The sequence below is a fragment of the Lysobacter tyrosinilyticus genome, assembly GCF_054779815.1.
On sequence record NZ_BAAGXN010000004.1, the window covers coordinates 354,754 to 371,238 of the forward strand.

At 65.2% G+C, this 16,485-nt stretch carries 16 protein-coding genes; 11 read left to right on the plus strand and 5 right to left on the minus strand.

What is annotated here, in order from left to right:
* Positions 1 to 41: 41 nt before the first annotated feature.
* The gene (locus ACYVGK_RS12445) at positions 42 to 2,030 is read right to left on the minus strand and encodes a DEAD/DEAH box helicase (RefSeq protein ID WP_460734110.1); all 1,989 of its coding nucleotides are present in this window, start codon (positions 2,028 to 2,030) and stop codon (positions 42 to 44) included.
* Between the two features lie 140 nt (positions 2,031 to 2,170).
* On the opposite strand from ACYVGK_RS12445, the gene ACYVGK_RS12450 reads away from it, so the two are divergent.
* The 5 genes from ACYVGK_RS12450 (at position 2,171) to thpR (ending at position 7,625) form a co-directional block, all read left to right on the plus strand.
* A complete protein-coding gene (locus ACYVGK_RS12450) occupies positions 2,171 to 3,730 on the plus strand; it encodes a protein adenylyltransferase SelO (protein WP_460734112.1) in 1,560 nt (519 codons plus the stop codon).
* Positions 3,731 to 3,788: 58 nt separating this feature from the next.
* On the plus strand, positions 3,789 to 5,660 hold the full coding sequence (locus ACYVGK_RS12455; RefSeq protein WP_460734114.1) for an ATP-binding cassette domain-containing protein: 1,872 nt from the start codon (positions 3,789 to 3,791) through the stop codon (positions 5,658 to 5,660).
* A 70-nt stretch (positions 5,661 to 5,730) separates the two neighbouring features.
* Positions 5,731 to 6,339, plus strand: a complete 609-nt coding sequence (locus ACYVGK_RS12460) for an alpha-ketoglutarate-dependent dioxygenase AlkB family protein (RefSeq protein ID WP_460734116.1) — start codon at positions 5,731 to 5,733, stop codon at positions 6,337 to 6,339.
* 72 nt (positions 6,340 to 6,411) lie between these two features.
* Positions 6,412 to 6,951, plus strand: a complete 540-nt coding sequence (locus ACYVGK_RS12465) for an SRPBCC family protein (protein ID WP_460734118.1) — start codon at positions 6,412 to 6,414, stop codon at positions 6,949 to 6,951.
* A gap of 161 nt (positions 6,952 to 7,112) precedes the next feature.
* Positions 7,113 to 7,625, plus strand: a complete 513-nt coding sequence (gene thpR, locus ACYVGK_RS12470; protein ID WP_460734120.1) for an RNA 2',3'-cyclic phosphodiesterase — start codon at positions 7,113 to 7,115, stop codon at positions 7,623 to 7,625.
* Here the strand turns inward: thpR and ACYVGK_RS12475 are convergent.
* Entirely contained in the window at positions 7,620 to 7,880 is a 261-nt protein-coding gene (locus ACYVGK_RS12475) for a hypothetical protein (RefSeq protein ID WP_460734122.1), read from the minus strand. The two genes, thpR and ACYVGK_RS12475, sit on opposite strands and share 6 nt — an antisense overlap.
* Before the next feature lie 69 nt (positions 7,881 to 7,949).
* Here ACYVGK_RS12475 and ACYVGK_RS12480 point away from each other — a divergent pair, with 69 nt between their 5' ends.
* The gene (locus ACYVGK_RS12480) at positions 7,950 to 8,558 is read left to right on the plus strand and encodes a YdeI/OmpD-associated family protein (RefSeq protein ID WP_460734124.1); all 609 of its coding nucleotides are present in this window, start codon (positions 7,950 to 7,952) and stop codon (positions 8,556 to 8,558) included.
* A gap of 170 nt (positions 8,559 to 8,728) precedes the next feature.
* Here ACYVGK_RS12480 and ACYVGK_RS12485 read toward each other — a convergent pair whose 3' ends face one another.
* Positions 8,729 to 9,004, minus strand: a complete 276-nt coding sequence (locus ACYVGK_RS12485; protein WP_460734126.1) for a polyhydroxyalkanoic acid system family protein — start codon at positions 9,002 to 9,004, stop codon at positions 8,729 to 8,731.
* Positions 9,005 to 9,122: 118 nt separating this feature from the next.
* On the opposite strand from ACYVGK_RS12485, the gene ACYVGK_RS12490 reads away from it, so the two are divergent.
* The gene (locus ACYVGK_RS12490; protein ID WP_460734128.1) at positions 9,123 to 9,926 is read left to right on the plus strand and encodes an FHA domain-containing protein; all 804 of its coding nucleotides are present in this window, start codon (positions 9,123 to 9,125) and stop codon (positions 9,924 to 9,926) included.
* Here ACYVGK_RS12490 and msrQ read toward each other — a convergent pair.
* A complete protein-coding gene (gene msrQ, locus ACYVGK_RS12495) occupies positions 9,895 to 10,539 on the minus strand; it encodes a protein-methionine-sulfoxide reductase heme-binding subunit MsrQ (protein WP_460734130.1) in 645 nt (214 codons plus the stop codon). The genes ACYVGK_RS12490 and msrQ overlap by 32 nt on opposite strands.
* A gap of 3 nt (positions 10,540 to 10,542) precedes the next feature.
* On the minus strand, positions 10,543 to 11,523 hold the full coding sequence (msrP, locus tag ACYVGK_RS12500) for a protein-methionine-sulfoxide reductase catalytic subunit MsrP (protein ID WP_460734132.1): 981 nt from the start codon (positions 11,521 to 11,523) through the stop codon (positions 10,543 to 10,545).
* 215 nt (positions 11,524 to 11,738) lie between these two features.
* Between msrP and serC the strand changes: the two genes are divergently transcribed.
* The 4 genes from serC to aroA are packed head-to-tail and all read left to right on the plus strand — an operon-like array spanning position 11,739 to position 16,482.
* Positions 11,739 to 12,824 (plus strand): 3-phosphoserine/phosphohydroxythreonine transaminase, encoded by a 1,086-nt coding sequence (gene serC, locus ACYVGK_RS12505; RefSeq protein ID WP_460734134.1) that lies wholly within the window; start codon positions 11,739 to 11,741, stop codon positions 12,822 to 12,824.
* Complete coding sequence (gene pheA, locus ACYVGK_RS12510) at positions 12,825 to 14,015, plus strand: prephenate dehydratase (protein ID WP_460734136.1); 1,191 nt, start codon at positions 12,825 to 12,827, stop codon at positions 14,013 to 14,015.
* A gap of 23 nt (positions 14,016 to 14,038) precedes the next feature.
* Complete coding sequence (gene hisC, locus ACYVGK_RS12515) at positions 14,039 to 15,172, plus strand: histidinol-phosphate transaminase (protein ID WP_460734138.1); 1,134 nt, start codon at positions 14,039 to 14,041, stop codon at positions 15,170 to 15,172.
* Positions 15,169 to 16,482 carry a 3-phosphoshikimate 1-carboxyvinyltransferase gene (aroA, locus tag ACYVGK_RS12520; RefSeq protein ID WP_460734140.1) on the plus strand — a complete coding sequence of 438 codons (1,314 nt, stop codon included), beginning with the start codon at positions 15,169 to 15,171 and terminating at the stop codon, positions 16,480 to 16,482. Before hisC ends, aroA begins: the two co-directional genes overlap by 4 nt.
* The last annotated feature ends 3 nt before the right edge of the window (positions 16,483 to 16,485 follow it).

Below are 16,485 nucleotides of genomic sequence, written 5' to 3' on the forward strand. Positions count from 1 at the left end.
AGAAAAAGGGCGGATGGCTCCGCCCTTTTTCTGTTTTTTGCTCAGCGCGGCCGCGGTGGCCCGAACTTGCGTGGCTTCGGCCCTCGCGGCGGACGACCATCGCCATCGTCGCGACGCGGTCGCGGATCGCCGCCTTCACCCGGCCGGCTGATGCGCAGCGGCTGGCCCGCCACGCGCACGCGCTTGAGGTGCTCCATGACCTCGCGCGGCATGCCTTCGGGCAGGTCGATCAGGCTGAAATCGTCGCGGATGTCGATGCGGCCGATGTAGCGGCTTTCCAGCTCGGCTTCGTTGGCGATGGCGCCGACGATGTTGCCGGGCTTCACGCCGTGGCGATGGCCAACCTCGATGCGGAAGGTTTCCATGCCTTCTTCCGGCGCACGGCGCTCTTCGCGCGGTGGGCGCGGCGCGCGCGGTCCCTCATCGTCGAAGAAGCTTTCGGCGTTGTTGTGCCCGTGCTTTGCCGCAATGGCATCCACGGCCGGATTGTGATCGCCGCCGGCGTGCGGACGCGGGCGATCGCGTTCGTACTTGCCGGTGTGCGGCCCGTCGAAATCGCCGCGGGTGCGCTCGGACATGCGCTTGGCGAATGGTGGTTTGGAATCGCGCTTGTCGAAGCCCGGCTTGTCGAAGCCCGGCTTATCGAAACCCTCGCGATGCGGCCGCAGCTGCTCCGCGGTGGCCTGCAGCAGCAGTGGCATGTCGCCCTGGACCACCTTGGCCAGCGCTGCGGCGATTTCCACTGCCGGCACGTTCTTCTCGCGTTCGTAGCGTTCCACCAGGTCGCGGAACATCGCCAGCTCGGTGCTTTCCAGGGCGGTGGTGATTCGGCCGAGGAACTTAGACACGCGCTGCTCGTTCACCGTCTCCACGGTCGGCAGCGCCATCGGCTCGATCGGCTGGCGCGTGGCGCGCTCGATCGCGCGCAGCATGCCGCGCTCGCGCGGAGCGACGAACAGGATCGCTTCGCCCTTACGGCCGGCACGGCCGGTACGGCCGATGCGGTGGACGTAGCTCTCGGTGTCGTAGGGGATGTCGTAGTTCAGCACGTGGCTGATGCGCTCCACGTCGAGGCCGCGCGCGGCCACGTCGGTGGCCACCAGCACGTCGATCTTCCCGTCCTTGAGCTGGGCGATGGTGCGCTCGCGTGCCTTCTGGTCCAGGTCGCCGTTGATGGCTGCCGCGGAGATGCCGCGCGCGGACAGCTTGTCGGCCAACTCCTGCGTGCCCAGCTTGGTGCGCGAGAACACGATCATCGCGTCGAACGGCTCGGCTTCCAGGATCCGGGTGAGCGCATCGAGCTTGTTCACGCCGCTCACCGCCCAGTAGCGCTGACGGATGTTGGCGGCGGTGGTGGTCGTGGTCTTGATCGCCACTTCCACCGGATCGCGCAGGTAGGTCGTCGCGATGCGCTTGATCTGAGGCGGCATGGTCGCCGAGAACAGCGCCACCTGGCGGGTCTCGGGGATCTTCTTCAGCACGGCCTCGACGTCGTCGATGAAGCCCATGCGCAGCATCTCGTCGGCTTCGTCGAGCACCAGGCAGCGCAGCTGCGACAGGTCGAGCGAACCGCGCTCGAGGTGGTCGATCACGCGGCCCGGAGTGCCGACCACGACCTGTACGCCGCGCTTGAGCGACGCCAGCTGTGGCGTGTAGCTCTGGCCGCCGTAGATCGGCAGCACGTGGAAGCCGGGCAGGTGATGGGCGTACTTCTGGAAGGCCTCGGCGACCTGGATGGCCAGTTCGCGCGTCGGCGCCAGCACCAGCGCCTGCGGCTTCTGTTGGCTCGGGTCGATGCGGGCCAGGATCGGCAGCGCGAACGCCGCGGTCTTGCCGGTACCGGTCTGGGCCTGGCCGAGGACATCGCGTCCGCCCAGCAGCGGCGGAATGGTGGCGGCCTGGATGGGCGAGGGGGTCTCGTAGCCGACGTCGGACAGGGCCTTGAGCAGGGGCTCAGGCAGGCCGAGATCGGTGAATTTGACGGATGGGGCGTCCGCAGCGGCTGCGTCGGGGGAGGTGTGGGCGCTCATGGCAGCCTCGATGGCGCCGGCACTTGGCCGGTCTGGGAAGACATTGTAGCGGCAGGGATGCCGAGCCGACGCTCGATAAGCTGGAATGCCGCGCTTTTCGCCCCAATCATGCTCCTCACCAAGACGAGACATCGCCCGCAATGCTGGATTTGAGCTTCGACAATGCATTCCTCCGCGAGCTGCCCGGTGACCCGGAAACGGGGGGCCGCGTGCGCCAGGTGGAAGCGGCGGCCTGGTCGCGCGTAGCGCCCACGCCGGTGGCACGCCCGCAGTTGCTGGCTTGGTCGAAAGAAATGGCCGCAACTCTGGGCATCAGCGAAGCCGAGCTGCGTTCGCCTGCATTCGCCGAAGTCTTTGCCGGCAACGCACTGCTGCCGGGAATGGACCCGTTCGCGGTCAACTACGGCGGGCACCAGTTCGGCCACTGGGCCGGGCAACTCGGCGACGGACGCGCGATCAGCCTGGGCGAAACCATCAATGCCGCCGGCGAACGCTGGGAACTGCAGCTAAAGGGTGCCGGCATGACGCCGTATTCGCGTACCGCCGACGGTCGCGCGGTGCTGCGCTCCTCGATCCGCGAATTCCTGTGCAGCGAGGCGATGCATCACCTGGGCATCCCGACCACGCGCGCCCTGTGTCTGGTGACGACCGGCGAAGCGGTGGTGCGCGACATGTTCTACGACGGGCATGCGAAGCCGGAGCCCGGTGCCATCGTATGCCGCGTCGCGCCGTCCTTCCTGCGCTTCGGCAATTTCGAGCTGCCGTATTCGCGCGGCGATCTGTTTCTGTTGCGGCAGCTGGTCGAGTTCTGCATTCGTCGCGACTATCCGGACCTGTCGGGCGAAGGCGAGGCCTTGTACGCGCAGTGGTTCGGCGAGGTGTGCGAACGCACCGCGGTGATGATCGCGCATTGGATGCGCGTCGGTTTCGTCCATGGCGTGATGAACACCGACAACATGTCCATCCTCGGACTGACCATCGACTACGGTCCGTACGGATGGATCGATAACTATGATCCAGACTGGACGCCGAACACGACCGACGCGCATGGCCGCCGCTATCGATTCGGCTGGCAGCCCAAGATCGCGTATTGGAATCTGATCCGGCTGGCGCATGCGATTTCGCCGCTGTTCGAGGACGCGCAACGGCTCAACGATGGTCTGCAACGCTATGCGGATGCATATGCGCGCGAAGACCGCGGCAACATCGCCGGCAAGCTGGGCCTGATGGAGTGTCGGGATGCGGACGTGGAGCTGGTGCAGGAGCTGCACACGCTACTGACCGACGCCGAAGTCGACATGACGCTCTTCTTCCGCGCGCTCGCCGATGTCGACCCGGAAGCCCCTACGCTTGCGCCGATGGAGCACGCGTTCTACAGCGCGGACAAGCGCGCGGCTGCCGCGCCGGCATTCGATGCCTGGCTCGCGCGTCACGCCGAACGGGTACGTGGCGACGCCGGGCAGCCACAAGCGCGTCGCGCGCGGATGAACGCCGTGAACCCTAAATACGTGCTGCGCAACTACCTGGCCCAGCAGGCCATCGATCGCGCCGAGCAGGGCGACCCGGCGGGCGTCGAGGAACTGCTCGAGGTGATGCGCAAGCCGTACGAAGAACAGCCGGGGCGCGAGGGTTACGCGCAGAAGCGGCCCGATTGGGCGCGCGCGAAGGCCGGTTGTTCGATGCTTTCGTGCAGCTCCTGATCGAACGTCAGCGACCAATTCGCCCCGCGCAGCGCCGCGCGACGCGTAAAATGCCGCCATGCCCCTGATTACCCTGCAAAACGTCGATTACGGCGTCGGCGGCCCACTGCTGCTGGAAAATGTCGGCCTCACCATCGAGGCCGGCGAACGCATCGCCCTGATCGGCCGTAACGGTGCCGGCAAGTCGACCCTGCTCAAATTGCTCGCCGGCGAGATCCATGCCGATGACGGCGAGGTGCGCGTCGAAGGTGGTGTGCGCATCGCCCGGCTCGAACAGGAGGTTCCTGCCGGCGCGGATGGCGACGTGTGGGACGTGGTCGCAGCCGGCCTGGGCCCACTCGGCGCCTGGCTGGCCGAGTACCACCATCTGAGCCACGCCGAGCACGTCGACACTGAAGCCCTGGCCAAGGTGCAGGCGAAGATCGAGGACGCGCAGGGCTGGTCGCTCGACCAGCGCGTGACCGAAACGCTGACCCGGTTGGACCTCGATGGCGACGTGGCGTTTTCGGGCTTGTCCGGCGGCATGAAGCGCCGCGTGCTGCTGGCGCGCGCGCTGGTGTCCGCCCCGGACGTGCTGTTGCTCGACGAGCCGACCAACCATCTCGACATCGCCGCCATCGACTGGCTGGAAGGCTTCCTCAAAGCGTGGCCGGGCGCGCTGGTGTTCGTCACCCACGATCGCCGCTTCCTGCGTGCGTTGGCCACGCGCATCGTCGAGATCGACCGTGGCCAGGTCACCAGCTGGCCCGGCGACTGGGCCAATTACGAGCGCCGCCGCGAGGAGCGCCTCAATGCCGAGGCGCAGGAGAACGCCCGCTTCGACAAGCTGCTGGCGCAGGAAGAAGTGTGGATCCGCCAGGGGATCAAGGCCCGCCGTACCCGCGACGAAGGCCGCGTGCGCCGGCTCAAGGCGATGCGCACGGAGCGTTCGCAGCGCCGCGATCTCACCGGCAACGTGAAGATGGAAGTCGCCCAGGGCGAGGCTTCGGGTCGCAAGGTGATCGAGGCCAAGGATGTGACCTTCGCGTACGGCAGCAAGGCGATCGTGAAATCGCTGTCCACCGCGATCATGCGCGGCGACCGCATCGGCCTAATCGGCCTCAACGGCAGCGGCAAGACCACGTTGTTGAAGCTGTTGCTGGACGAGCTGGCGCCGACGTCGGGTGAGATGAAGCTGGGCAGCAACATCCAGGTCGCCTACTTCGACCAGTACCGCGCGACCCTGCGCGAGGACTGGAACGCGATCGAGAACGTCGCCGAAGGCCGCGAGAGCGTCGAAATCAACGGCAAGCACAAGCATGTGATCGGATACCTGCAGGACTTCCTGTTCACGCCGGAACGTGCCCGCGCACCGATCACGCGTCTGTCCGGTGGCGAGCGCAATCGCCTGCTGCTCGCCAAGCTGTTCGCGCAGCCGTCCAACCTGCTGGTGATGGACGAACCGACCAACGACCTCGATGTCGAGACGCTGGAACTGCTGGAGGAACTGCTGGGCGACTACCCGGGCACGTTGCTGCTGGTGAGCCATGACCGCGACTTCCTCGACAACGTCGTGACCTCGACGCTGGTGATGGAAGGCGAGGGCGTCGTGGGCGATTACGTCGGTGGCTATAGCGACTGGCTACGTCAAAGGCCTGTGCAGTCCGTGTCCGTCCAGGTGGCAAAGCCGGCAGCAACCGTTGCTGCTCCGGCGCCCGCCAGTGCGCCGGCGAAGCGCAAGCTCAGCTACAAGGATGCGCGCGAGCTGGAGCAGTTGCCGGGACGCATCGAAGCGCTGGAAGCAAAGTTGGCCGAACTGACCGCGGCCATGAACGATCCTGGCTTCTATCAGCGCGGCAGCGACGGCCTCAACGCGCACAACGTCGCCATGGCCAGCACGCAGGCCGATCTGGATGCCGCGTACGCGCGCTGGGCCGAACTCGACGCGTAATCGCTTAACGGTTCAGCGCTTCGGAGGCAGCGGCGCAGCGGATGAGACGGGACGTCCCCATCTTTCCCGCATGCGCCTCAGTCTCCCGCAACACGGTCTGTTCCCGCCGAACGGTCCGCAGGTCCTTCTCGAAGATCGCGAAGGCGGTGTCGTCTATCGTCCAGGGCTGGTCGATGCGGCGACCGCACAGCGGTGGTTCGACACGCTGCGGGATGATGTCGTCTGGCACGCCCAACAGCGGCCCATGTACGACCGCATCGTGGCAGTCCCGCGCTTGACGGCGGGATTCCGTCTCGCCAGCGAACACCTGCCACCGGTACTGCGTGAGGCAGGCGACCTGCTGCAGCAGCATGTGGGTGCGCCCTTCAATGCCGTCGGCCTCAACCACTACCGCGATGGCCGCGACAGCGTCGCGCCGCACAGCGACAAGCTGCACATCCTGGTTCCGCGCCATCCCATCGCGTTGATCTCGCTGGGAGCGGTACGGCGCATGACCATCCGTGCCAAGCAACTGCCGCGCATGCCCATCCATGTCGATCTGGAACCAGGCAGCCTGCTGCTGATGAGCTACGACTCCCAGCTGCATTACGAGCACGGCGTGGCGAAGACGCGTGAAGCGGTGGGCCCGCGTATCAGCCTGGCTTTCCGCGTCCGGCCAGATGTGGAGCCTTCGGGCTGAGACGTTGGACCCTTGCGTAATCGGGGGGACGCACGCGTTAATCGGCGCACGCTCAGCTCGACGGGGAAGATCATGCGCATCCGGGTGACTGCATTGCACGCGTTGGCCATTTTTTGGGCGTTGACCGGCCCGGCGCATGCCGAAGTCAAGGACGCCAGGCCCAATGGCTTCACCCTCGAAAATTCCCAGGTCGTGCCCGTGGATGCGAAAACCGCGTGGGATGCGCTGGTCAATCACGTCGGTGAGTGGTGGCCGAAGGATCACACCTGGTGGGGCGATGCCAGCAAGTTGTCGATCCAGCCGCGCGCTGGCGGCTGCTTCTGCGAGATCGACGGACCGAGACAGGCCTGGCACATGACCGTCACGTTCGTCGATCCCGAGCGCACGCTGCGCATGACGGGTGGGCTGGGGCCGCTGCAGGGGATGGGCCTGGACGGCGCGCTCGAATGGCGTCTTGCCAAGGCCGAAGGCGGAACCCGGATCACCCTGTGGTACCGCGCCGGTGGCTATACCCCGGACGATCTCAGCAAGTTTGTTCCCGTGGTCGATCAGGTGCAGGACGTGCAGCTGGGCGGACTCGCCGACTACCTGCGCGCCAAAGCGCGCAAGTGAGCCGCCCCACCCAGCGACACGGTCAACCGATGAAGCAGAGGCCGTCGCCAGCACATGAAGTAACGCCGCTGAAGTAACGCCACACGCACTACACTGGGTGTATGCATCGCGATCTGTTTTCTCATGGCGCTTCAGGCGGCCAAATCACGCACAACCTCTTCTTGGGCTTGTTGCCGGACGAGCATGTACGCCAGCGCATGACCGACGAAGTCGGGCGCCTGCGCGTTGCGCACGATGTGCAGGGACGATGGATCAAGCCCGATCGTTATCACATGACGCTGCATTTCCTTGGCGCGTTTTCCGAAGTGCCGGAGGAACTGGTATCGCGGGCCTGCCAAGGTGTAGCGGAGCTACGCATGCCCGAGTTTGATCTCGTGCTCGATCGCGTCGGCCACTTCGCGCAAGGGGTGGGCTGGCTGGGTTGCGCGCAGATCGACGTCCGCTTGCAACAGCTATGGGAAGGGTTGCGGATGGCGCTGACCCGCGAGCACGTACGCATCCAGGGACATGCGGCGTTCAAGCCGCATGTAACCGTGCTGCGCGATGCGCGTCAGGGCTTGCCGGCAGGGCCGATCGATCCGATCGTATGGCCGGTACGCGACTTCGCGCTGATCGACAGTCAGCTGGGTTCGCGCAACGAATATGTAGTGGTGCAGCGCTGGTCGCTGCTATGAGCCGGAATCCCGCAGCTTGAGATTGGGGTGATTGTCCAGCGAGCCGTCCGGATTGATGACCGACAACGCCTTGCGGTCACCGTCGATCACCACCGGAATGGAGTCCTGGAACGGAGGTCGACGGATGAATCGAAGCTCCCAGCCAAAGCGTTCGAGATCGCGCAGCGTCATCAGCTGATCTTCGTTCAGCAGGGCGCGAATGGCGGAAGTAGCTGCAAGGCTTCCCCGACGTTCGCGTTGGATACTGGTTGCCATGGTGGTCCCCTCCCATTTGGGACAACGCAGCCCCGGTGCAAAATAGGACGCGCCGACAGGAGGAGTCCCATGGGGCAGCGCGACCCGCGTATCGACGCTTATATCGCCCGTTCAGCCGAATTCGCCCGGCCCATCCTGGGTCACCTGCGCGAGTTGGTGCATGCCGCGTGCCCCGAATGCGAGGAAACGCTGAAGTGGAGCGCTCCCAGCTTCACTTATCGCGGCAAGATCCTGTGCGGCATGGCGGCGTTCAAGCAGCACGCGACCTTCGGCTTCTGGCAGGGGGCGATGGTGATGGGGGGCGACGGTAAGAAGCTCGACGATGCCATGGGCCAGTTCGGCCGACTCACCAGGGTCGCGGATCTGCCCGGAAAACGTGAGCTGACGGGTTATCTGCGCCAGGCGATGCGCCTCATCGAGGAAGGCGTGAAGCGGCCTGCGACGAAGGACAGCAAGCCCAAGCCGGCCGCCGAAGTGCCGGACGACCTGGGCGCGGCCTTGAAGAAGAACGCGAAGGCCCGCGCCACGTTCGATGCCTTCCCGCCGAGCTGCAAGCGCGAATACATCGAATGGATCATCGAAGCCAAGCGCGAGGAAACCCGCAGCCGGCGCCTTGAGCAGACCATCGAATGGCTGGTTGAAGGCAAGCGCCGCAACTGGAAGTACGAGAGCTGCTGATCAGGTGCCAAGTCTTGGCGCCATCGCGAAAAGCGCCCCTCATCCGCCCTGTGGGCACCTTCTCCCCGCACGCGGGGAGAAGGAAATCCCTTCCGCGTTCCTAGAGCTTCCCTCGCCCCGCTTGCGGGGAGAGGGGACCGCGTTGCACAGCAACGCAGGGTGAGGGGGCGTCAGTCAAACCGCTCGGCCAGCACGCGCTTGATCTCGGCTTCGATCGGCCCCTTGAACGCCGCCATCAGGAAGCCGAGATTCGCCGTGACGCGAAGATTCTTGGGAGCCAGATCGATCTTGCCGTCCACGCCGCCTCGCTCGAAGTGCAGCGTTTCGCCTACCCACTTGTAGTCCATGCCGAAACGTTCGGCCAGTTTGGCCGCCACTTCTTCCACGGCCTTGCGGGCCTGGGCGTGGGGCAGGGAATGTGCGTGGCTGATATCGATACTGGGCATGAAGTCCTCCTGTTTCGCACATTGTGTGCGCAGAGGCCGTGGCATCCAAGCCGGCCGCGTCGCGGATGCAAATACGGTGCGGCGTGCTAGATTGCGGCCGCGCCATTATTTTCGCGACATGACTGCCCTGAGACTGAGGTTCCCCAACCGCCAGCAGCCTGACCTGGTCCTTGGACCGGGTGTGCATGCCATCGGGCGTGACATCGTTGATCGTCCGGTGATGGTGGCCGATCCGGATGAGGCCATCGCTCAGTTCTGCGTGGATCGCCGTGGCGTGTGGTTGAAGGTGCGCGAACCCACGCAAGGCCTGTACGTGAATGGTCGACCGGTGCGCCGGATGGCCATGCTGCGCGCTGGCGACGCCGTGTTCGTAGATGGCAACCAGTGGCTGTTGCTCGGTGACACGCCGCCTTCGGCTCCGCCGGAATCGCGTCAGGCCGATGATACAGGCGGCGACCCACGTACCGTGCTGCGTGGCGTTGGTGGCCCGCACCACGGTCGCAGCATCACGCTCGACCAGCCGCGCGTCGTCGGGCGTCTGTCCGAATGCGATATCCGCATCGACGATGCCGCCTTTGCCGATCGCCATGCGCGTCTGGAGCCGCATGCGGAAGGCGTCGTGCTGCGCGATCTGGGCTCCCACGAGGGCAGCGTCGTCAACGGCTGGCCCGTCCGGAACGCCCTGCTGCGGGCGGGCGACCAGGTGGTGTTCGATACGCAGCGCTTCATTGTCGAGGCGCCCAACCGCGGCGGCGCGAACGAATCGCGCAAGCCCGCACAACCCGCTCCCGTCGCGGAAGTCCCAGTCCTGGCAGAGCCGGCCCGGCTCCCTTCGTCGGCACGCCGGATGCCCTGGCTGTTGCTGGCGGCGCTGTTTCTCGCCGGTGCGCTCAGCCTGCTGTTGCTGTACGGCGCGCGCTAGTTCGCCGATCGCGCAGTTTCTTGATGAGGCGCCACCCGAGCAGGGTGGTGAGGATCGCGGCGTATAGCGCCGGCTCGCGCACGTCCGACTTCACCAGCCACCAGAAATGCAGCACCGCAAGGACGCCGACGGCATAGACCAACCGGTGCAGTCGGGTCCAGTTGCGGCCCAGTCGACGGATGGCGGCCTGGGTCGATGTGATCGCCAGCGGTACCAGTAACAACCACGCGGTGAAGCCCACGGTGATGTAGGGGCGCTTGGCGATTTCCTCGAAGATCTGCGACCAGTACCCGCGAAGGTCGAGGACGAGATACGCCGTGAAGTGCACGGTGGCGTAGAAGAAGACATACAGGCCGAGCATGCGGCGGAAGCGGATCAGGACCGGCTGATGCGTGAGCTGGCGCAGCGGCGTGATCGCCAGCGTCAGCATCAGCAGCCGTAGTGCCCACAACCCCAGCCGATGTTCGATCTCGGCGACCGGATCAGCCCCCAGGCCGCCACTGCCCGTCAGCGCTTCCGCGCGGATCTGCCAGGCAAGAATGGCGGCAGGGGTAAGGGCCAGCAGGTGGATCAGCGTTTTGGCGACGATGATGCTGCGTGAGGTGCGCGCCATCGCTCAGAACCACTTCCGCAGGTCCATGCCCGCATACAGGCCGGCGACCTGGTCGGCGTAGCCGTTGAACATTCGCGTCGGAATACGTTCCGCGAACAGCTTGCTGCCCGTGCCGGCAATGCGCCGTTCGGTCTTCTGCGACCAGCGCGGATGGTCGACATTCGGATTGACGTTGCTGAAGAAACCGTATTCGTCGGACGCCTCGTCGTTCCAGCTCGTGAAGGGCATCTTCTCGACGAAGGTGATCGCGACGATCGACTTGATGCCTTTGAAGCCGTACTTCCACGGTACGACCAGCCGCAACGGGGCGCCGTTCTGCTGCGGCAATGGCTTGCCGTACAGACCGGTGACGAGGAAGGCGAGGGGATGCATGGCCTCGTCGATGCGCAGGCCTTCGCGATAAGGCCAGCGGAGCGTGAACCGTCCTGCACCTCCCGTGCCCGGCATCTGCTTGGGATCGTCCAGCGTGGTGAAGGCGACGTACTTCGCCTTCGACGAGGGTTCGAAGCGCTTGAGCACGTTCGCCAGCGGCACGCCCAGCCACGGGATCACCATCGACCAGCCTTCGACGCAGCGCAGTCGATAGATGCGCTCTTCCGGCGCAGTGCCCTTGAGCAGATCCTCCAGCGACAACACGCCGGGTTTGGCGCAATTGCCACCTACCGCGACGCTCCATGGCTTCACCCGCAGCGTGCGCGGCGCGCGCGAGGGATCGCCCTTGCCGGTGCCGAACTCGTAAAAGTTGTTGTAGCTGGTGACATCCTCGTAGCGGGTCAGCTCCTCCGTGGTGCGGAAGCCCGAACGCGCCTGTTCGGGCGTGACCACCAGCTTCGAGGGCGGGGGCGGTGGAGCGGCATCGCTGCAACCGGCCAGCCCCAGCCCGGGGGCGAGCGCCAGGGCCGCCAGCAAGCGACGGCGATCCAGATAGACCGTCTCGTCGGTGACTTCGGACGAAGAAATTCGCAAGGGGTCGCGCAGGGACATGGCGGGCTCCGGAACGTGGTTCGACTATATGTCCAGAGGTGATAAGCGGGCGAAAAGTTGCGCATGCAACCCATGATCCAAGCCTGTTGCGCTGCGGCATACTAGCCCGGCCGCACCGCCTGGCCTGCCATCCCTCGCCTTGTCGTCCCTTCGGTCTGCGTTCTGCAGGCCCCTGTGCCGCAAGTAGACAAACTTTTGCCAAGTCGAGGATTCCCATGTCACGCGTACACAATTTCAGCGCCGGTCCCGCCACCCTTCCCGAGTCCGTCCTGCGCCAGGCGCAGGAAGAAATGCTGGACTGGCATGGTGTCGGTGCTTCGATCGTCGAGCTGAGCCACCGCGGCCCCGAATTCATCCAGGTCGCCACCGAAGCCGAAGCCGACCTGCGCAAGCTGATGTCGATTCCGGACGATTACGCCGTGCTGTTCCTCGGTGGCGGCGCGACCACCGTGCAGGCGTTGTTGCCTCTCAACTTCGCCGCACCGGGCCAAGCGGTCGATTACGTGCTGACCGGCCACTGGGGCAAGACCGCGATCAAGCAGGCCAAGCCGTATGTCCCGGCAAATATTGCGGCGACCAGCGAAGCCGACGGTTTTCGCAGCATTCCCGCGCGGGACACCTGGCAGTTGTCGAAGGAAGCGGCCTACGTCCACATCACCGCCAACGAAACCATTCACGGCGTCGAATTCCGCGACACACCCGATGTCGGCGACGTGCCGCTGGTTGCCGACTTCAGTTCGTCGATCGCATCCGAACCGCTCGATGTCTCCAAGTACGGCGTGATCTACGCCGGCGCGCAGAAGAACCTCGGTCCGGTCGGCATCACCGTCGTGATCATCCGTCGCGATCTGCTCGAGCGCGCCGGCCAGTCGCGCGCCGACATCCTTGACTATCGCTCCCACGTGAAGGGCGAGTCGATGCTCAATACGCCGCCGAGCTGGAACTGGTATCTGCTCGGCCTCACCGTGAAGTGGATGTTGGCCGAAGGCGGTGTCGAGGAATTCGCTCGCCGCAGCGCGCGCAAGTCGGCACTGTTGTACGACGTGATCGACAACTCCGGCGGCTTCTATCGCAACGAAGTCGACAAGGCCGTGCGTTCGCGCATGAACGTGCCGTTCTTTCTGCACGACGAGGCGCTGGACAAGCCCTTCCTCAAGGAAGCCGAAGGTGCCGGCCTCATCTCGCTCAAGGGACACCGCGCGCTCGGCGGCATGCGCGCTTCGATCTACAACGCGATGTCGGAGTCGGGCGTGCAGGCGCTGGCCGACTTCATGCGCGACTTCAAGCAAAGGCACGGGTAAATGGCTGCAAAGACTCCCAAGGGAAAGACAGGCAAATCGCAGTCCAGTAGCCCGGGTAAGGCCGCAGGCCGCACCCGGGAAACCGTGAAACCAGAAGCGGCCAAGCCCGAGCCCAAGCCCGATCTCGCCGAAGTCCGTGCGCACATCGACGGCATCGATCAGCGCATCCAGGCGCTGATCCTCGAGCGCGCCAACTGGGCACAGCAGGTCGGCAAAGCCAAGGGCAAGCTCGCGGCGGCGGTGGACTACTACCGCCCCGAGCGCGAAGCGCAGGTGCTGCGTCGCGTGGTGGATCGCAACGACGGTCCGCTCAACGACGAAGTTCTGGTGCGGTTGTTCCGCGAAATCATGTCGGCCTGTCTCGCCCAGCAGGAGCCTTTGAAGATCGGCTTCCTCGGTCCCGAGGGCACGCATTCGCAGCAGGCGGTGTACAAGCACTTCGGCCATTCGATCCACGGCCTGCCGCTGTCGAGCATCGAGGAGGTCTTCCAGGAAGTGGAGGCCGGCCACGCCGATTTCGGCGTGGTCCCAGTGGAGAACTCCACCCAGGGCACGATCCAGTCGACGCTAGACATGTTCCTGACGTCGAAGCTGAAGATCTGCGGCGAAGTCGAACTGCGCGTGCACCAGCACCTGCTGTCGCGCGCTGCCCGGTTCGAGGACATCGAGCGCGTTTACGCGCATCCGCAATCGTTCGCGCAGTGCAAGGCGTGGCTGCGCCAGTACCTGCCGAAGGCGGAGAAGATCGCTGTTTCGAGTAACGCCGATGGCGCCAAGCGCGCACGTCAGGCTGACGACGCGGCAGCGATCGCCGGCATCAGCGCCGCGACGGTCTACGGCCTGAAGTCGCTGGCCGGGCCGATCGAGGACCGCCCCGACAACACCACACGTTTCCTGGTGCTCGGTCGCGAACTGTTCCCGCCTTCGGGTAACGATCGCACCTCGCTGCTGGTCTTCATCAAGGACCAGCCCGGTGCGCTGTACCACGTGCTCGCACCCTTCGCGAAGCACGGCCTGAGCATGAACCGCATCGAGTCTCGCCCCGGCCATACGGGGCTGTGGCAATACGCGTTCTTCATCGATATCACCGGCCATGCGCAGGAAGAAGCGATGCGTCGCGCGCTGGATGAAGTCGATGAATTCGCGCAGGAAGTGAAGGTGCTGGGTTCCTATCCGGTGGCGATTACGTGAGTACGGCACAAGTCGGGGCGCCCGTGGCACCCAAGCACGATGAAATCTGGTTCGCCTCGCGCGCCTCGCGCGGCGTGCAGGGGCTCAAGGCCTACGATCCGGGGCATGATCTGGTTGCCTTCCGTCGCAAGTTCGGCGAGGCACTGGTCGAGCTGGGTTCCAACGAGAATCCGTATGGCCCGTCGCCGGCAGCGCGCATGGCGATCCTGGACCAGCTGCATTCGCTGCATCGCTATCCCGATCCGCTCGGATTGGACCTGAAGCGTGCGCTGGCGGCAAAGCACGGCGTGGAAGTCGCGCAGATCCTGCTGGGCAATGGTTCGCATGAGTTGCTGATGCAACTGGCGCAGGTCTTCGCCGGCGCCGGCGACGAAGTGGTCTTCTCGCGTTATGGTTTTGCCGTGTTTGCGTTGGCGACGCAGTGCGCGGGAGCGACCGCACGCGTGGTCGCGCCGTTGCCGCGCGACCACGCCACGATGCCGCTGGGACACGATCTTGACGCGATTGCCGCGGCGGTCACCCCGGCAACCAAGCTGGTGTACGTCGCCAATCCCAATAATCCGACCGGCACGTGGTTCGGTCGTGCCGCGCTTGAAGCCTTCATTGAACGGATTCCCGACGACGTCATCGTCGTATTCGACGAGGCGTACGCGGAAATGGCCGACGCACCGGACTACGCCAGCGCTCTGCCGCTGCTCGCGCGGCATTCCAACCTGGTGGTCACCCGCACCTTCAGCAAGGCCTATGGCTTGGCCGGTCTGCGCGTGGGTTATCTGATGGCCGCACCTGGCCTGGTGGCAGTCATGGAGCGCGTGCGCGAAAGCTTCAACGTCAACGGCCCGGCGCTGGCGGCGTGCGAAGCGGTACTCGACGATGCTGCGCACTTGCAGTGGTCGATCGGACAGAACGCTGTAGAGCGCGCCTGGCTTACCGAAGCCCTGCAACAGCGTGACCTGCGTGTGTTTCCATCGCAGACGAATTTCGTACTGGTCGAATTCGGCGCGAATACGGCACTGTTCGAAGCCGCATTGACGGCGCAGGGCGTGGTCCTGCGACCCATGGGCGGCTATGGCCTGGGCGACTGCCTGCGCATCACCGTCGGCACGCGTGTGGAAAACGAACGCCTGCTGGCTGCGCTGGACAAGGTCCTGCCATGAATCGCGAGCTGCAGCAGCACTGGGTGGCGTCTTCCGGAACCGCCCTCAAAGGCAACATCCGTGTGCCGGGCGACAAGTCGGTTTCGCATCGCGCAGTGATGCTCGGCGCCATTGCGGAGGGCACTACTCGTGTCCGCGGCTTCCTCGAGGGAGAGGACACCCGTGCCACCGCCCGTGTCTTCTCGCAGCTGGGTGTGCACATCGAGGCGCCGAGCACTGGCGAACGCATCGTGCATGGTGTCGGTCTGCATGGTCTGCGTGCGGCCGATTCAGCGCTGGATTGCGGCAACGCCGGTACCGGCATGCGACTGCTCACGGGATTGCTCGCAGCGCAGTCGTTCGACAGCATCCTGACCGGCGACGAATCGCTGTCGAAGCGACCGATGCGCCGTGTGACCGATCCGCTCGCGACCATGGGTGGAGAAATCGATAGCGAACCAGGCGGCCTGCCACCGCTGCACATTCGTGGTGGTCGATCGCTGCATGGCGTGGACATCACCACTCCGATGGCAAGCGCGCAAGTGAAGTCAGCGCTGCTGCTCGCGGGGCTGTATGCGCAGGGCGAAACCGTGGTGCGCGAACCGCATCCGACCCGCGACTACACCGAACGCATGCTTGCGGCCTTCGGCTGGCCGATTGAATTCTCGCCCGGCTTCGCACGGTTGAGTGGCGGTCATCGTCTGACAGCCATCGACGTCGACGTGCCGGCGGATTTCTCTTCGGCGGCGTTCTTCATTGTGGCGGCCACCCTGATCCCAGGTTCGGAGTTGTGCATCGAATCGGTCGGCATGAATCCGCGCCGTACCGGCTTGTTGGCCGCACTGCGCGCCATGGGCGCCGACATTCGCGAAGAGAACCGGCGGGAGCAGGGCGGTGAACCGGTGGCCGACCTGGTCGTGCGACATACGCAGCTGCATGGCATCGAAGTGCCGGCGGAGATCGTGCCGGACATGATCGACGAGTTTCCGATCCTGTTCGTGGCCGCGGCTTGTGCCCACGGACGCACTGTCGTGCGTGGCGCCGCGGAATTGCGGGTCAAGGAATCCGATCGCATCGCCACGATGGCGAGTGGCCTGCGCGCGCTCGGCATCGATATCGAAGAAACGCCGGATGGCGCGGTAATCGAAGGTGGCCCGTTGAAGGGCGGTGTCGTGGAAAGCCATGGCGACCACCGCATCGCAATGAGTTTTGCCGTGGCGGCGCAACTGGCCGATGGCGATGTGCGTGTCGGTGATATCGCCAACGTGGCGACGTCATTCCCGGGCTTCGTGTCACTGGCGAACGCGGCCGGAATGGGCCTGCGCGAGTGATCC